The organism is Enterococcus sp. DIV0806c (assembly GCF_051710905.1).
Classification (GTDB): Bacteria; Bacillota; Bacilli; order Lactobacillales; family Enterococcaceae; genus Enterococcus_B; species Enterococcus_B mundtii.
In genome coordinates, this window is sequence record NZ_JBIOLO010000002.1 from 173,319 (window position 1) to 191,251 (window position 17,933).

General features: G+C 37.8%; 9 protein-coding genes. 2 read left to right on the forward strand and 7 right to left on the reverse strand.

The features are described 5' to 3' along the window. Positions 1-55 precede the first annotated feature (55 nt). The 4 genes from IGK77_RS15585 to IGK77_RS15600 form a co-directional block, all read right to left on the reverse strand. Positions 56-5,581, reverse strand: coding sequence for a WxL domain-containing protein (locus IGK77_RS15585; protein WP_438713349.1), 5,526 nt, complete (start codon positions 5,579-5,581; stop codon positions 56-58). Positions 5,582-5,594: 13 nt separating this feature from the next. Then, complete coding sequence (locus IGK77_RS15590; protein ID WP_438713350.1) at positions 5,595-6,638, reverse strand: DUF916 and DUF3324 domain-containing protein; 1,044 nt, start codon at positions 6,636-6,638, stop codon at positions 5,595-5,597. A gap of 92 nt (positions 6,639-6,730) precedes the next feature. Next, a complete protein-coding gene (locus IGK77_RS15595; RefSeq protein WP_438713351.1) occupies positions 6,731-7,555 on the reverse strand; it encodes a WxL domain-containing protein in 825 nt (274 codons plus the stop codon). Between the two features lie 14 nt (positions 7,556-7,569). Beyond that, on the reverse strand, positions 7,570-7,887 hold the full coding sequence (locus IGK77_RS15600; RefSeq protein ID WP_438713352.1) for an LPXTG cell wall anchor domain-containing protein: 318 nt from the start codon (positions 7,885-7,887) through the stop codon (positions 7,570-7,572). Between the two features lie 454 nt (positions 7,888-8,341). Here IGK77_RS15600 and IGK77_RS15605 point away from each other — a divergent pair, with 454 nt between their 5' ends. Both IGK77_RS15605 and IGK77_RS15610 read left to right on the forward strand, forming a co-directional pair. After that, positions 8,342-8,557 (forward strand): DUF378 domain-containing protein, encoded by a 216-nt coding sequence (locus tag IGK77_RS15605; protein WP_438713353.1) that lies wholly within the window; start codon positions 8,342-8,344, stop codon positions 8,555-8,557. 563 nt (positions 8,558-9,120) lie between these two features. Continuing rightward, entirely contained in the window at positions 9,121-9,660 is a 540-nt protein-coding gene (locus IGK77_RS15610) for a hypothetical protein (RefSeq protein ID WP_438713354.1), read from the forward strand. Positions 9,661-10,202: 542 nt separating this feature from the next. On the opposite strand, the gene IGK77_RS15615 is transcribed toward IGK77_RS15610, so the two are convergent. The 3 genes from IGK77_RS15615 to IGK77_RS15625 all read right to left on the reverse strand — a co-directional run bounded on the left by IGK77_RS15615 (position 10,203) and on the right by IGK77_RS15625 (position 17,902). Then, on the reverse strand, positions 10,203-12,812 hold the full coding sequence (locus tag IGK77_RS15615) for a BspA family leucine-rich repeat surface protein (protein ID WP_438713355.1): 2,610 nt from the start codon (positions 12,810-12,812) through the stop codon (positions 10,203-10,205). Between the two features lie 1,041 nt (positions 12,813-13,853). Continuing rightward, a complete protein-coding gene (locus tag IGK77_RS15620; protein WP_438713356.1) occupies positions 13,854-15,248 on the reverse strand; it encodes a hypothetical protein in 1,395 nt (464 codons plus the stop codon). Continuing rightward, positions 15,245-17,902, reverse strand: coding sequence for a binary toxin-like calcium binding domain-containing protein (locus IGK77_RS15625; RefSeq protein ID WP_438713357.1), 2,658 nt, complete (start codon positions 17,900-17,902; stop codon positions 15,245-15,247). The genes IGK77_RS15620 and IGK77_RS15625 overlap by 4 nt, the downstream gene beginning before the upstream one ends. Between the last annotated feature and the right edge of the window lie 31 nt (positions 17,903-17,933).

Genomic DNA, 17,933 nt, shown 5'->3' on the forward strand with positions numbered 1-17,933 from the left:
TCTGTCCTTTCTATGAAGAAAAAGAAAAGAGCCGCAGCCCTTCTCTTTCTTGTGATTAATTGCCAGGAACTGCACTTAGTTCCCAGGTGAGTGTTGTTTCGTATGTGCTCGCTCTTGGATTCGCGGTTGGAGGGACTTCAAGTGCCACGCTTTCGCTTGCACTTTCACCGTCACCAAACCGATAGATCCAGGTACCTGCTCCTTGGCCATCGAGCGCGGTCAAAAGTTTAGTCTTTTCTCCTGGAATTAAAGTGACACCGTCTTGAGCATACAACGTCGGTTCGTCACTTCCGTGAACAGACTTCAATTGTTGGTTCGTTAATGACAAACGTGCCCCTCTTAGTTCATTTTCCTGTAAATCCGTAAACTGACTGTTTTGCGTAACTGCTAATTGCCAGCCGTGACGTTCCTCTTCTGGCCGTCGATCACTGATCTGGATATAGTTTGGTCGCTCTTCCACCTCATTGACGGTTCCATCAGGATTTAACAAGCGTTGCGGTTGCGCATAATACCGCTTCGTTCGCGTAGAGATTGCTTGTTCGCCAAATGTGAATTGAGAAGCAAAATCAATACTTAATAAGCCTTGTTCTTCTTCGAGCTCAGGTTTATTCTCTGGATCGACTTCAATTTCTGGATTCATCGGATCTACTGGTGAGACAGGACCAAGATTTCCAACCGTTAAAATTGTCGCTGGTTCAAATGTCACATCATGAAACAGTAATTCGATTGGCGGATTGATATTACCTCGATCATTATTTGTTTCAGGTGGAGCAACGACCTCTGCGGCCTTTGCGGATCCTGCATTATCCCGTAAAAAGATTTGAATTTCATCGTCTTCTTTTAGTACGAGTTCACTTAGATCAAGCGTAAATCTGCCATCGTCGTTAACAGTAACCTCCGACGTATCAAAGGATTGCCCATTATGCGTTGCGGTCACTTCGACTTCTTTATTTTCTGAAGTCCCTTGGATGGTTCTACTATTTTCACCAATGATGGAAGACGAGAATTTCGCAGGTACCGGAGGGACAATTGGAAAGACTTCCACAGTGTCCGTTAGAATCTGATGGTCAAAGCCTTCGGTCAGTTCGCCACTGGTTAATTCTACATGGCTGATTCGAACTTTTGATCCCGCTTCAAGGGGGGCAGGTAAGGTAATTTCAAAAAGTCCGCCACGTTGGGCTTCTCCGTAAATACTGATACCTGGTGATTCGTCTGAATGACCGACGGTCTTGGTCGTATAGTCTCGTGTGTGCCCTGATGGGGATTTTACTTCGACTGTTACGATCGCTTCATCATCCCACGCTGGACGACTATCATCTAGTCCTACAGGAAGACTCACGCGCCCATAGATTTTCTTATCGGCATTGGTTGGCACCCTCAGCTCATCTGCGATGGCCCAGCGCCCATTATTACTACTTAAACGACTGTATGCAGTTAAACCTGTGTTGCCAAATACTTCCGTATTTAGTTGATCTGGTGCACTTGTCTGGCTTAACGTATTAAAATTTGTTCCAGTAAAGGAATAATCAATAGTACGAATGTCTAAATCTGGATCACCACTCAAGTCAGCACCTTTTCGCCAAACAGATAAATCACTATTTATTGCATTTAGTGTCGCTCCACTACTAACATTAAATATATTTCCACCACCGATACGAGTATTTCTAAAGTCCATAAATAGTGGATTCTCAAAACGAACAGTTGCATTTCCAGCGTTGAAAATTCCTCCCGCATCTGTGGCTGTACGTCCTTGGGCAATGAAAGTGGCACCATCTCGCGCTTCAATTTGCCCCGCCTGACTTTCCATATCTATCGCTGCTCCGTTATCCGCAACAATTTGAACCTTAGAACCCAAGCCATCAACTACAAAAGAATTATCCCCGGTCCTAGGATAATGTACCCCTTGATTTGCCAAACCAGAGGCCGTATCTTGATCTCTAGGGACACCATCTCCAGGATTATAGATGAAAAATTGCCCCCCGTTCCTAACTAAAATATGATTATTTCCACCATACATACGAATACCGGGTGTCCTTCCTCCTGTTTTACTTATATTCATTTTTGCATTATCTATTGTAAACTGATAGCCTCCTGCACGTATAAAACGTAAGACAGAAACAGCACCATTCTTCGTTTCATCAGTACTTCCGGCAGTTAAATTTAATTCTGAATTACTTAACAAATCAAATTTTCCATCTTTGCTAAGCAGACCTAACGCAGTGGCATGATTTGCATGAATGTTCAATTTTGCGCCTTCTGTCAATCTAATTTCAGCATTAGGATTATTAGCTCCTGAAGTAGTACTAGCCATAGCAGCACCTAGATAAACCGCTGCATTGGTTTCAGCGGCGCTGACATTACTAATTACTTCCATCTTTGATGTAGAACCACTCATTTGTAATGAAGCACGTGCACCATGTATCGTTATACTATTCGCATTATCTGATGTTGCATTGACTTGGGCACCATTTTCTATAACAAGAGCTGAATCTGCTCCAGCTAACCAAATATTCTTACCAGAACTGGCTGTTTCAAAAACAGTATCAGAGTGATCAAGTAAGACTGTACTATTATCTCCATCCATATGAATATTGTGCCCAGAGCTTCCGTTTGCCTCCCACTGGCTCTTTGAGATGGCTAATTTATTAGTAGTTCCTGTTGCAGAATAACCGACCCCACTACCAGCTAACTTCAATTTTATATCACTGGAATCAACGTGTGTGGTTGAATTATTTCCCGTCATTACTATACCACGTCGATTGCCAGAAGTAATATTAATAGAAATATTTGACCTATCTGCAATATTTAGTTCTGGATCACTCCCTCTGAGATGGAGTGCATTATTGATTGTAGCTGACCCGGCACCTGTTCCACTAGTAGTAGTGACTCCTAATTTTGAGCCACCTTCTAAGTCTATCTTAGGTCTTGCATTGTTGTTACCGACTTGAATGTTTTCGGTAGTACCTGTTCCACCACCAGAAATATTGAAGGCACTATTCTTTTTTAAAGAAAGTAACGCATCTGTGCCTTCCAAAATCATTCCTTGCGAATCACCAGTATCTGTCATTTCAATCTGACTCTCATTTAAGAGTACTTGTGGTGTTGCACCTTGTAAAAAAATTCCTCGACCAGTCGTCGTCCCCATAGTCACGTGACTGTTATCCAACACTAGTTTAGGCAAAGCCCCAACAAGATTCAGCCGTTGTCCTGACGTGGATCGAATCAGCATATCTGTGTTTATAGCCTGTAAGGATGACTCTCGTCCATTAATGGTCAGACCTTGACCTGTTGCTGTATTTATATTCAGCTGGCTATCTTTGATTGTCAAATCAGCCTCTGCACCATTCAAAAAAACTCCTCGACGCGCATTAGAAGTAACCGAAATATTCAGTTCTGATTCTTCTGATATCGTCATTTTCGGTTGCTCACCACGTAAGTGTAGCGCATTGTTAGCCGTATCCGAAGCGCCACCTGTACCACTCGTAGTAGTGACTGTCACTTTAGAAGCACCAATTAGTGAGAGTTCTGGACGAGGGTTATTGGAGCCAATTTGAATATTTTCGAGCGTTCCTGTCCCTGCCCCATTCACTATTAAATTACTATTATCTTCTAATGAGAGTAATGCATCTGCTCCAACTAAAATCATCCCCTGAGAAACATCGGTGTCTATGATTTCAATGTTGCTTTCATTTAATAAGACTTGTGGTGTCGTTCCTTCTAAATATATTCCCCGGCCAGTTGTAGCGGACATTGACAATTGGGTCTGATCCAATGATAACTGAGGATTGTCTCCAATCAAATTCAACCGTTGACCAGTAGTGCTTGTTAAACTACCTGTTGTTTCTACATAGCTGACTTTAGGTGATATACCCGTCAATGCAAGTGTAGGTCCTGTTGTAGAACGAATGTCACTACGACTATTCGTTACAGAAAATGATGGCTCACTACCAGCTAGATTTACCGTTGCCTGTGTGGTGGTAGAGGTAACTAATAGTTCTGAGCTATCCACCATCATTTGAGGATTATTTCCTGATAGATTCACCGCTGACTGTGTAGCTGAGGTCACAGATAATTCCGAATCATCAACAATCACTTGTGGGTTATTTCCGGATAGATGTAACCCTCTTTTAGCAGCAGTACTTGTCGTCGTAAAGTTGCTTTTATCACGAACAGTGATTTTTGGTCCTGCTCCAGTCAAAGCAATCGTATTATTGCTTGTATTAGTAGGAGCAGCAGTCGTTCCGATTGTACTAATCGTTAAACCTCCACCAGATTGGAGTGCAACTTCCGCATTTTCTCCTCTAAAATCAATTGTATTTGCGACACCCGAAGTCGTAGTAATTGCTAAAGTTGCGCCGTCTTCGATTGTTAGTTTAGGTTCAGAAACAGTCGCTGCTGCTAGAAAGATCGTGGCATTTCCACGACTGATAGTTACTTGCGCTTCATTTACAGCCTTCACTTCTTTCGCTTGAATAAAGGTTTGCGTAGAAGTGGTGCGTGTGAAGTTACTCGCCCCCCCTGTAAATTGAACCATTCCTTCTGGAATAGAGGCTAATTGCATCGCATTTGCATTGACCTCTGCTACATCTTCTATTTCTAATACCCAATTGTGACTGACCTCTACCGACGCATTGACTAGGGGAGTCGCACCTACTTTTGTAATTGTCGCGTTTTCTATCCGAAAGGTAGTCGCTTCGTCTACGTCTTCTAATTGAAAATAAAAACCATTGTTCCCAAATGTCAAAGTATACCCATTTCCTTGAATAAGCAAGGGACGAGACACCGACATAATATTTACGATATTTTCTGACAGATTGTCTTGAACAGAGATAATGCTAACTTCAGGATCTGCGACTGCTTCTCTGAATGCAGCCATTGTTGCGACTTCTGCCGTATTTCCTTCAAAGACTGCCTGTTCGAATGTTTCGTTCTCAGAAGGAATAGCTTCCTCTTTCGATTCTTCGGTTGCTACAGGCGCTTCTTTTTCTTCTGATTGTTCAGTCGCATTTACATCTTGCTCATGTTCTTCATTTGATTCATCAGAGGATTTCTGATTCATTTCTGATTGATCTTCAATCTCCGTTTCTTCCTTTTCCGATATTTCAAGTGTCGCAGTTGCTTCTTCGACGGATACCTCATAATTGCCTTCAGACTCATAAACCACAGGAAGCACAAATGTTTGTTGCGCCCGCTCTGCTTGAATCGTCCATTCATCTGATTCTTCTTCTTGGTTGATGGTAACCCCAGCTTGTAACTGGTCTTTTACCAGCTTTGCTTCCTTCGGAAGGGTAATCTTTGCCTCTGACACCTCTTGATCTGAAACAAAGGTCACCTTCAATGGCTCTTCAACCGTTCCTTGAAGGCGAGAGCGAGGAAAGGAAAAGCGAGGATTGCCTTCTTTTTCCACTTCTAGATAGTTTTTTATGGATGGAAGTTCCAATTGTTCTTCTTCCTGTACTTGCCCCCCTTCCTTTTTATCCGTGGTTTCCGCATAGACGATGCCTACTGGCAGGAGGAATGCATGCAGAACAAGAATCATCGTTCCTAAAATGAGCATTCCTTTTTTCATTAGCTTTCTCATGGAATCCTCCTCTCTATACTTCTTTTTCGCTTTCACGTGCTCTTTTCTTTTGCCACATCAGGTAAAGAACAAGTCCAAGCATTAAAACGAGTAAAATAATCGCACCGATCATCCACCAATTGATACTTGAATCAATCATTACGTCTTCTCGATTTAACTTGCGGGCTTCATCGGATTCAATCGTAAATTCACGCGTCCATGACCATTCATTCTCTCCCGATGTCGCTGTTAATTCTAGGACATAGTTCCCACTTCGAAAACGGTCGCCTTCTAAAGAAATCGGGAAGTTAAAGTTGGAATTCGGCGCCATCTGCATCATTTCTTTCTCTGCCTTATAGAGGACATCGTTCTCCCCTGCTCGTTTCACGGTAGCTTTCACCGCCAATTGATTGACAAAAGTAGGCGTAAAGTTTTGTAAAGAGGCACTGATCACATTGCGGTAGTTCAATTGATCCGCAAACACATCTAATAGTTCCAACTCAGGTTGTACCGAGTCTCTGCTATTACTGACGACCACACCAACCACATAGGCAAATTCATTCTTAATGGCCACGCCTTCCCCTGTGGCTTCATCGGCTTTTTCTGTTTCCTCTTTTAGTTCGGCAATGCGTAAGCCTCCGGCCAAAAAGCCGTCAAAGGCTTCGTCTGGCATCTGTAAGGGAATCTCAACCGTCTTCTTTTCATTTCCAGCTAATTCAATGACACCGGAAGGCGTTATCAGCTCATCTAAGGAGTGGGTTAAGGTTGGATCCGCTTCTTCGGCATCTTTGCCGTATTCGACGTTTCCTAACACGTTGGTATATGCCGTATGTGGGGTGACCTGAACCCTTATGGGTTCTGCGCTCGTGTTCCCAATCTCCAAGCGCAAGATTTCTTTTTGATTCGGGGCTAGATTCAAATCGTAATAGCCTTTGTCCTCATCTACTTGGCTGTCTGGAAAAAGTGGTGTGGCATAAATATTAAGTGCCGTTTCTTCTGCCTGAACCGAAACCGGTAAGAAAAAACAGAAAATGGCGAGCAACCATAAGTATTTGTACTTCTTTTGTGTATAGTTCATCTAACGTAATCCTTTCTTAAAAAAAAGCAGCGTCACAGAAATCTGTAACGCTGCCAGTAACTAATGGAACATGGAAATAGGAATGTTATTTCTTAATCCTCATCAGGCTCATTCTCAGGTGTTAGTTCTAATTCCCATGTCAATGTAGAGGTATACGTTACCGCATCTTTGGCGGTTGAACCTGGAACAAATAGTTTGATTGCGTCATTTTCCACTACGTCCGCTCCGGCTGTGACTTGTTGTGCAAGAGCAGCATTGTCCCCCCAAACAACAGAAGATGATCCGGCCCCTTTTTTAGCAGCCGCTGTCATCACTGGCACAGCCTTTTCTCCGGGTAAAATCTCCAGGCCAGTAGCATGTACCTCAGGTTCTTGTTCAGAATCATTGATGCTATAAACAAGATTTGGATCGTGCAATGTGATCTTTGCTCCTTTTAACACCTTATTTTGTGTATCAGCTGGACCTTCAAATTCAGACAAGCTGACCATTAATTTCCATCCTTCATTCGTACCACGTGTGTCTTGGACTTGTGCCAAACTCACATAAGGGATCTTGTTTTCTTCGCCCGTTGTTCCTGCCTTTTGTTGTCTTTCAGCGATCATGTTGTAATTTTTATCGGTAGTTGAGATAATTTGTGAGCCGAAGTTCATCGTTGGAACTGTCGCGATCGTTAACGGTCCTTTATTTTGTCCATCCGGTCCTGTAATCGGTGGAATGTCTACCTCTGGTTCTCCGGGTAGTTCATCCACTTCCGTATCGTCATTCCCTGGGGTGAATGTGATTTGCCCATCGGTTGTCGTTTTGCGGACTTCGCTTGTTTTTTCCTCGTTGTCTGGTTCATCGGCAAACGCTTGAACGCCTCCAGCTAAAATGGTCGTAGATAATGCAGCAACACTTACTAATCGAATAAATTTCATGTGTGATTCCCTCTTTAATTTTCTCTATTTTTTTTGTTCTTCATGTTTCTTTTGATTCCAAAGAATACAACTAAACCTGTGAGTAAACAACCTAGCCAAATCCAGTAAGATTGCATCGTTGCATTGGTCTGGGGAAGGTCTCCCTCAATAATGGGCTTAGCTATTTCTGTCGGTGGTGGATCCGGTGTACCGATTGGTTCATAGCGTCCCGTAAAGTGAATTGATCCTTCGGTCTCGGTTGAGTGTATAGACGAAGCTTGTACATTAGATGTAAACCTCAAAATCAGGATTACCAGTAAATAGCGAGTGACTATTCTTTTTTTATAGTTCATTCCCCTCCTCTTTTTATGAAATTCAAAGCTTTTAATATACGGAACTAAACAAGCAAGGTTCAAATTGGAGTCTTAATTGCACTCACCTATAATAAAATATTCTACAGAAAATGAATAATCGAAATTTTCACCTCGACGTGCAAATTTAGAATTATTATTATTAAAAATTAATCGTCAGATAGCCTTCTCGAAAAATCGAGAAGGCTATCGTTTATTTTATAGAAGAGTTAATTGGAAATTCATACTTTATTGTAGCTCACTAAGTATTTCTGACTATCAACGTTTAAACCTGACTTTTTGTCAGTTAGTTACTTTTTTGATAGAAGACATTATCTACTGTACCTTTATTTGCTTTCTTCTTTTTCATAGTTTACTAGAATTTCTGAGCGTTATATAAGCAATGTTTCTTATTTTAGTACATAATTATTTTATCAATTAAGAAAGGAGAATTATAATGAAAACTTTAGATGCTATTGCATTAACTTTATTGATTGTGGGAGGACTGAACTGGCTGTTGGTAGGCTTGTTCGAACTTGATTTAGTTGCTATGATTGCTGGTGGTTCCACATCTATTTTTGCGAAAATTATTTATATTATCGTAGGAATTTGTGCAATCTACTGCTTGAAATTCTTCCCAATGATTACTAGAAAAGTTGATGAAACATATTAGATAATTATTATTTTTATGAACCTTTCCATTAATGGAAAGGTTTTTTATTTGAGAAATTTTATTTATTTGTAATTTATAGTATTACATTATTTCGCTTTTCGGAATATATAAACAAATCTATTCTAACTCATAAATTGTATTATTCGTAGTGGTAAATGCTTCTAATTATATAAGAAACTGTTGGGTTCCTTCCTTTTCCAATACACTTATTTGTTAACTATGAAAATCACCAACGTGCGAGAACTTCCTTACTAATACCCTCTCATCTATTAATAGATGTACTAATTAATATGAACACTCTTACTTTTTATACTTTTATCTCTATTTTACTTACTCATTCTGTTGACGAAATTTTACTAGCTTCTAGAAATACCCATTAGCACCTCTAAATAAATTTTGCTAAGTGATTATTAGTTAATTATTCCAACAGATTATATCGAAATTTAAAATAGTTTTAAAAAAAATTAATAATATTTTTTTGGAAGCGCTATCCATGGCGTGATACAATAAATATGTAACAGAATTACTGATTATTTATAAAAATAATAAAAGGAGGCGCCATTATGAAAAAAGTAGTTTTCTCACTTGTTTGTCTTTTAGGTTTCTTATCAGCAGGATTATTAGGACCAAAAGTTCAAGCAACCATAATACTTCCAGAAAATACAAGCTCTATTACAGATGTTCCAATAAACACTCCACGAGTTATGTCGTCAGTTAACACGAACAATGATTTTAACTCTATGCTATATTTGAATCAAACAAAATCCGCTGGTTGGTATTATCCAACAATGCAAAAACAGAGAGAACCTTGGTATGATCAAATCGTTTTTGAAAAATCACCTAGAGGACTATACATTAGAGTATTACACTCAAAAGAAAATGATGACAAATTATACTTTAATATCTCTAATAGAGGATATGTTTATCTAGATAGAAAAGAAAATGCCAGAGAGTTTTCTGTTACCAAGCTGCCATCTACAAATAATTTAAATTATGATACCTTTAGAATTACAGATCTATCTACGGGCCAGTCTTTGGGAATTTATAATAATTATATTACTATCGGTTCAGGTACTATCCGAAGAAACTGGATTTTTGTTTAAATTGATGGAAGGCACTCATCAGAAATCTATTTTTATCTAGTATTTCTTTTGATTTTTTAGATTGTTTCCATACCCCAAAGTTCAAAAAGAGTATTTAGAAGATAGCTATTTTCTAAATACTCTTTTTTTAAAACAACGTACAAATCTATGTAAACAGAGTTTTATTTCTATGAAAGTCTTAATCTATACACCAAAGAAGTTGGCACTCAAAGCCAACTCCTTTTTTGCGCACAGAAAACCAATGATTTCCGGACAATCTTTTTAATAAATCTATTTTTATACCACCTTACATACCATCGAATGGTTGTTCTATGTGTTCAAATTATTCTCACATAGTTCGTTGAAGTACGTACGATAGTCCGTTTCAACAATTCGCAAGATCTTTTTGACTGGCCGTATCCGGATTTTCAAACCGTTAGCTCCAAGTACCACCACCTTCGGATTACCATCAACAGAAACTGCGATTCCCTAGAACTAACATTAGGCGCTTGGCTTATTTCAAGCAATCGATTAACCTTCTTAATGAATATTAGATTTGTTCTTTAAATTCGTGGGACGAATCGTAACACGATTCGGTAATTAGGTACAAGTGTGCTCTCGTAATAGCCCCCTTGCTCAAGTTCAGGATGATCAATCCACCGTGGATAATCCCCATAAAATTCTCCTGATAAGGAAAGCGGTGTACGATCTCCTTCTGGTAAACGAATCAAATGTTGCTCCGGCATCGTTGCGTATAACTGTTTTTTAGTCTCTTGCGTTTGGAGATTCAAGCGCAACAATGGCTTCGTAATATCCTCATAACTAGGATCCTTCACATCACTTTCTACATAGTCAAGTGGATCTTCCCCTTCTTTCAAAAGAACGATTCCAGCAGGGGCATCAATAGCAACTTGGTTGATATACGTATCAACAGCCACCGAGGATTGATTGTGGATCTCATAGGTTTGGCTCTCAAACTGGCGGTTCGATTCTTCTTCGTCATACAATGATTCAAAAATCATTTTGACAGGGATCGTTACCCGCAAATGTTCAACTTTTGAGGTCAGATTGATACCGATCGTCATCTGATATGCTTTATTGCCGACTTCAAGAATAGCGTAGTAACTCCCGTCTTCTTTACTATCTAACGAAAGATCTGTCTCAATGATGCGAAAATCATTGGTCATGACTTCTTCAGATATGATATTTCTTGCTTGCGCACGACTTTTTTGGAGAATGAGCTCATGTAATACTTCGACTGTATCTAGCTCGTTGATCTCAGAACGATCTAACGTAAAGTTATTGCTTCGATAATCAATACCTTTAATGACTGTTTGCTCTTCTGTCACATCTCCAGTCGTATCCCCAGAAGGCTTTGACAGTTTCATTTCGACCTTTGACCCCGTTTCGATCCGTTCATTTTCTGCTAAGTTGATTTGGAAGGAGCGAACCTTCTCGTGGGTATCTTGATAGTCTCCCCAGGCAATACGAGGAGAATCTTTTTCAAGAACAACTATATTTCCTTCTGTGTTTTTATAGGTAATCGTCAACTGATCCACCATTTCTGTGGCATGACCGTGAATCACTACAGATTGGTCACTCACAGGGTCAAATTTGGCAATGAGTTGTTCAGGAGGAACTGGCTCCCAGATGTAAGTACCCGGATAAGTGCCATCATAGTTATTCATAAACTCGGTTGAGTTTTCAAATGCGATAACACCAGTCCCGCTAGTTAAACTTTCTTTTAAGACCCATCTGCCTGTGTATTGATCAGTTATTTCAATCTGCGGCAAATTTGTCCAAGCTCCATTTGGCGAAAAAACACTTTTTTCTCCCAGAACAATTGTCTTTAAAGATGTATTATCAAACATACTTATAAAAAAGCTTAACCTTGCTGTATCCCAGTTACTGATATCTAATTTTGTTAAAGACCTTGCACCACTGAACATAAAGCTCATATTAGTTACCTTCGATGTATTCCAGTTACTCATATCCAATTCGATTAAGGATCCTGCGTTTTGAAACATCACACCCATATTTGTGACATTTGACGTATCCCAGTTACTGATATCTAATTTTGTTAAAGACCTTGCATCACTGAACATAAAGCTCATATTAGTTACCTTCGATGTATTCCAATTACGCACATGTAAAGTTCTCAACGAAGAAGTACCATCGAACATATGGCTTATATCGGTCACATTCGACATGTCCCAATTATTCAAATCTAATTCTCTTATTGATGTATTGAGAAACATTTGTCTCATGTTTTGGACATTTGAAACATCCATTCTGCCAATATTTTCAATTATTTCCAGATTTCGTAAGTTTCCAAACAGACTCTCAGAATTTTTTGGTAATATCACTTGATCTTCCACAATGATTTGTTTAACTGAAGAATGGGTTTTCCATGGGGCATCTACTGCTGCGCCAGCCTCTCCACCATATAATGTAATTGTTTCAGTTCCTTCCTCATACGACCAAGGAACCGTTCCCCATAGATTCTGTTCAGGCTCGTAGGTATAGACAACCATTTGTTCTTCTACTCTAAAAGTTCCAGAGGCATTTTCGGGAGTCTTACTCAATTGCCAACCACTAATGCTTAACGCTTCGGTTGTGTAGATTTGATCAACTAATCCAATCAGCACGCTAGGATCAGCTAATTGATTCCCTTCCTCATCTTCATGCTTTACAGTAACATTTCCACCTTGAACTGGTTCAAAAACTGCACGAATCACAGAGTTTCCAGCTTCCCTTTGGCTTACAGTAAGATCTTGGTTAGTTGGATGAAGTATAACTATTGGACCTGAAGCGACTTCCCAACGTAAAAATTGGTAACCGGGATTTGGAAATGCATTCATATTACCCAAGTTATCTCCTATTCGGAGCCAAACTACATTCGTTCCTCCCTGATAAGTTCGTCTAGGATTACCACCAGCTAGTGGACTTGCAATTAGCTCTAAACGGTATTCAGTAGTACGATTGCTCATCTCTTCGCTATCGTTTCCTTCTAATTCTTCTGACTTTTTTGCATATTCCAAAGTGTCTGTTACTTCATGATTACCAGAAAAACTTAACTGATCATCCGCATAGGTTAGTTGAAATGGGATATAAGGTAAAAGTAAAACCATAATTAACAAAATTTTCCCAACTATTCGGATAATTTTTGTCATTTTCATACCACTCCTCTGTATATTTCTCTCTAAAACCTCGTTCTTGATTTAGATAATAAAAAAATATCCTATGATATCGAATGTCTTCAAAAATTATTGCCCTATCTTCTCTACTATAAAAAATATATAACAAACGTGTGCTATTAATACTAAGTTTTTTAATAACATTTTTATAACCCTATGCTTATAGGCAAATCTCTTACCCGAACAATATTAACAGGATACTAGATTAAAATAAAATCCTTTATTTTCACACACCTATGAAATAAAGTTTTCTTTTTTTGTAAATCACTTTAAAAATTTAAAATAATATTTTCCGATAGAAATTTGTTTTTCTTTCTAAGAATCTTCAGACTTCGGCTACAGCTTTTCAACAAAAGGAATTTTCCCAAAAATAATGGTTATATTTCGTGAAAATTTAATCAATTAGATCTGCATTTGACATTTCTTGTGTGAATTGTAAAAGAATGAAGGTCAAGAAGTGTTTTGTATCAAACTTTTACATTGCACAAATTTGAATTGGATAGCAGATGAAAAGATATTCAAAAAAAATAAAATCGTGCTTGTTATATTTTTATATCCTATGTATTTATATTTATATCTTATCAACTATTACTAGAATTCCATTATTAACGACTCTTACAGAACAACACGTTCTCGATAAATACGAGACTATAATTAATTTATTTAATCGCTTTCTACTCTATAATCTCCTAATGTAAAGTTGTATTTTTTTAACTTATATGTGTAATTTCCACCTTTATTTGCAAAAATAATTTGAGTTTTAACTTTTTTTAAATTTATAAACATGAGAAATAATGAATTATATCTAGATTGTATCTCTGTTAATAAAATATACTTATTAGTTTTACTCCAAATAATAGGGAAACATAAAAAGAAAGATTAGTCCATCTTAAAAACAAACTAACCTTTCTTTTTTTCAATTTTTGTTATCTTTTGCCAAAGATTATGAAGTGTTATTTTTTGTTAGAATATTTCTCTCTTCATACTTTGTTATATAAATCAATTATAGTCTCACCCTTACATATATGGATTCAACTTTTCTTTGATATATTTACAGGTGTTCGGAACTTGTTCCCAAATCAATTTTCTAATCCGTTCTTCTTTCGAATGCATCGCCGCAAATACTTCCGCAAAGTACTCTCCTGGATCTGTCGTGCCATATAGTACTTCAGAGTTTGTTTCTTCATCATAAATTAGCTTAGTTGTTTCATTCGTTAAGTTCTCACTTTCTTCCAAAAACAAATTTTCAAATTCCTCGTTATTTTCTGACCATTGTAACTCTTCTGAACCCAATAATAAACAATCGATTGCATGTCCTAACTCATGTGCTACAGTTTTGTAAAAACTCTTTTCATATTCATATTCTTCCATAAATTGTTCTGCTGAAAGATCAACAGTCATTTCATTTTTAAAAGGGTCATAATGTCCAGCTTCGTCTTCTTTTTCCTTGGCAAGAATACTTTTATCTACATAATTCAATTGTAAAAAACTAGGTTGTATATCAAATTTTTTTGTAAAAATCTCTTTTAATAATTGTTTAGGAAAGGTGGTAAGGTAATAATTAATACTGTTTTTAGCTCTTTCCACAACCAAATTGGTTCGATAACTTTCTGCTTCGATATGGATATGGTCTTCATTAATTCCTAATTCATTTTTTAGCTGACTATTTAGATTTTTTTCATTCTCCTGTAACAATTTAGTAATCTCTGCTTTTGGAATAATTTCTGCTTCTATTTTGATGTATTGCCTCCCTTCATTGACCAAACTGAACCTATTCACCAACACACCCGTATCTTTATTTAAAAGTACCTCACTTCCACCCAGATACATCATTTCCGTTCCTCTAGGTATTTTTAATTTCATGATGATCCGCTCATCATTATTTGGATTTCTTTGATATAAATCACCAATTGTATAGCCTTTTACATGAAAATATTGAAAACTATTCCTAAACTCTTCAAACTTTTCTTGATCAATTCCTGTTCTGTTGTCGAAGTAATCATTCACGGAAAATCCTAAGTTCTCTGGAGATAAGAAGGAGTAAACATATTGCGTAGCAGTTGTTTTATCAGTTTTTTTATCAAAAAGTGTTTTTAAGTCTTCCACCATCTCTAGATAGTCTTCTAAATCTTCGACTTTACCAATCTCATCTCCAGTATCAAAGCGTTTATTTAACTCTTTTAAATTTTCATTGTTTGCTCTTGTTATATCAATAAGTCTACCTTTTTCAATGTTCGTTAATCTTCCCTTGAATTCGTCTGCCTTTTTTTCACCATATTCTTTTGCGGCTTGTTCGTCTTTTTTATAGTCCGGTCGAAAGTTCTCATTGGCATAAAATTTATTCGTACCTACTCCTGTTGTACAGATAAAAAAGACAGCAAAAACAAAGAAAATTCTGAAGATTTTTTTCATTGCATGCCTCCTGTCGCAGGCATCACTAGATCTGTATCACTAGAAAAGACGCGGACAGTCCCCCCATCCCTTTTATTGGCCCATATTTCAATTTTAGTTTGAGAAAGATCCACAGGTAGTCCCCATAACAAATTCATTTGGCTCCCATTCATAACTGTAAGTTCATCTAAAGTAGATTGAGAACCTTCCTGATTTGTAAAAACCCCTTTGTAGGAGGCTATTTTAGAAGAAATATGTTCTGGTATATTTTCAAATATTATGCCAATTTTATATTTGTCCTCTAGCATTCCTTTTTGCCAGTCCTTAAACTTATGAACTCTTTCTATACGATAATCAATAGGATCATTGCCATCTAAAGTTTTGTCATAAATTGGATATCTTTTTCCATTATATTCTGCATCCAACGTAAAAATATCTTTTGAATCCTTTAATGCATTCCCCACATAAGTAAATCGTTTTCCTTCCTCCGTATTTTCAGAAGAAAGATAATAGGCATTTCCATATTCGATGGATGCTAGATATTGATCGTTTACAGTGGCCCGATAATGATATTTTCTATGCATCGTTTCATTCAAAACAATGGAAATATCATTTGGAGTTAGTGTAATTTCTTTCACAGATTTTTGAATTATCAACCCTTGTGCTTTTTCTAAATCTTTTCCGATCTGCATAATTTCTAAGTCTGTGTCAGATAGGAACCCAAGCTTAGTACGTAGTAAATCAAGCGTATTTTGAGTCACCCCTTGTTTTATTTCATTTTTCGCATCAGTTGTAAAAAGGTCCCGTACTTCTCCTTCACAGGCTGTCATATAGTCCGAAGTAATAATTTGGATGTTCATTCCTGGTCGAATGGTTACATCATAGATATTATTTAATCCTTTTTCTTGGACTTGACGAGTTACTTCCTCATGGGTCTTCTGATCAAAAATCAAGTAACAATCCTCTTCATTCAATGACAAACCCTTTCCTGTTATCTCATGATAGTAAGAGAGTTTACCATTGCTTTCTTCTATTCCAAATCCTTTTTTAATGGCCTCCTTTACGGTTAACTCAGGTGTTCCATCATTTGGATCTTTCACGTTTCTAGCAGCAATTCTTCGTTCAATCGCCTCTTCGTTGCCAACATCAAGGGTAATACCTGTGGTTGTTTTATGAATTTGAGGAATATATAAGTCCCAACTTCCACCTATAATATTTCCTCCTGAAGCGCTACGCTTAACAAAGTTCCCAGAAAACTGGGTGGTCTCCAGCCGGAGTTGTTTACCCTCATCTAATTTTTGGACTTGTTCATAATTTAAAGGAATGAGTCGTGAAGAGAATTCATCGAGTGTATTCAATGCGAGACCATTCAACCTTCGTTCGGGATATGCTTCATCAGGTGCAAGATCTTCCGCTGTTTGATTGATCTGCGCAGTAATTGTAGCAAGTGTATCTTTTTCTAAAACAAAGTTAACGGTTGGTTTCAAACCATATACTACACCTGTACCGGTGTTATAGTAGCGAATATTTGCATTTAAATCCGCCGTTTCACCTTTATTTAAACCAATACTACCGCTCCAGGTTTTCCCCGTTGTATTTTTACTTTCAATTGATTGTGTCTCTGTATGAGAATAATTGCCTGTTATAGATACCTTAGGGAATGCAGATATTTCTCCACTTAAACTGATTCCTTCTGTGTTTGCCCAAGTAGAATTCGAGCCTGTTTCTCTTGATTCAGAGGTGCCATGTTCATTATTTTCATTGATTACACGAGATAATATCATTTTTTCCATACCAACAGATATTGCAGGTACAGCAGCTACTAATGGGTCTCTGGCTTCCCATTTCATCCCTTCATCCACGTCTCCTATTGCTTTCTCAAAATCTGTGTACGGATCACGAGCCGTATGTGCATGATTTGGATTCGATACATACTTAGTAAATCCTTTTGAAGCGTATGAATCATCCCACTTTGTTACAATTCTGTTGATTATCGTGTAGCCGTTTTTCTCCCATTCGTCATATATTCCATCATCGTCTGTATCAACAGAAGAATTTATTCGGGCAAAAGGCTTGTTTTCATCCATTTTTTTTACCAATGCTTCTTCTCTTTTTTCTGGATCGAGTTCAGGTCGCAATAATTTTTCGTTCGCATTCACTGTTTTATTTGCCTTTGTGTTCTTCCAAGATAAATCTAGATCAAAGATTTGGTTCTCTTTTTGATTTGTCTGGTACTCAGCCACAATAGAGTATGTACCTTTTTCTAAATGAATCGTTTTTATCATACCATTTTCAATAACCGATTGTTTATCCACTTGCAAGAGTATAGTTTTATTATCAGTCGTAGAAAATTCATACTCTCCTGTTTGTTGAATCTGTATTTGACCGACCCATCTAGCAGATTGTATCGGTTCTTCCGTTACCTTTTGGATTTCTGCCACGTCTTCAGAATCAATCTGAAGCTTTCCATCAGAGTAAGTATCCATACTAATAAATGCAGGTTTCTCAAAGTTATCTCCATAGTAATAGTATCCCAAAACACCTGCCAGATTTTTACTATGATCACTCGTTTGTTTTTTTACTTCTATTTCTTCACCTTCAGCATAAACATTGGAAAATGCTAACGGTGCAAGCAGAGCCGTAGCTATTAAACTATAAATCCATTTTTTCTTCATAAAAAAAGGCCCCTTCCTTTTATTCCATCTA

Bases quoted from the DNA above. Each gene is read 5' to 3' on its own strand.
- IGK77_RS15585 (WP_438713349.1), bottom strand. From the start codon at position 5,581: ATGAGAAAGCTAATGAAAAAAGGAATGCTCATTTTAGGAACGATGATT.
- IGK77_RS15590 (WP_438713350.1), bottom strand. From the start codon at position 6,638: ATGAACTATACACAAAAGAAGTACAAATACTTATGGTTGCTCGCCATT.
- IGK77_RS15595 (WP_438713351.1), bottom strand. From the start codon at position 7,555: ATGAAATTTATTCGATTAGTAAGTGTTGCTGCATTATCTACGACCATT.
- IGK77_RS15600 (WP_438713352.1), bottom strand. From the start codon at position 7,887: ATGAACTATAAAAAAAGAATAGTCACTCGCTATTTACTGGTAATCCTG.
- IGK77_RS15605 (WP_438713353.1), top strand. From the start codon at position 8,342: ATGAAAACTTTAGATGCTATTGCATTAACTTTATTGATTGTGGGAGGA.
- IGK77_RS15610 (WP_438713354.1), top strand. From the start codon at position 9,121: ATGAAAAAAGTAGTTTTCTCACTTGTTTGTCTTTTAGGTTTCTTATCA.
- IGK77_RS15615 (WP_438713355.1), bottom strand. From the start codon at position 12,812: ATGACAAAAATTATCCGAATAGTTGGGAAAATTTTGTTAATTATGGTT.
- IGK77_RS15620 (WP_438713356.1), bottom strand. From the start codon at position 15,248: ATGAAAAAAATCTTCAGAATTTTCTTTGTTTTTGCTGTCTTTTTTATC.
- IGK77_RS15625 (WP_438713357.1), bottom strand. From the start codon at position 17,902: ATGAAGAAAAAATGGATTTATAGTTTAATAGCTACGGCTCTGCTTGCA.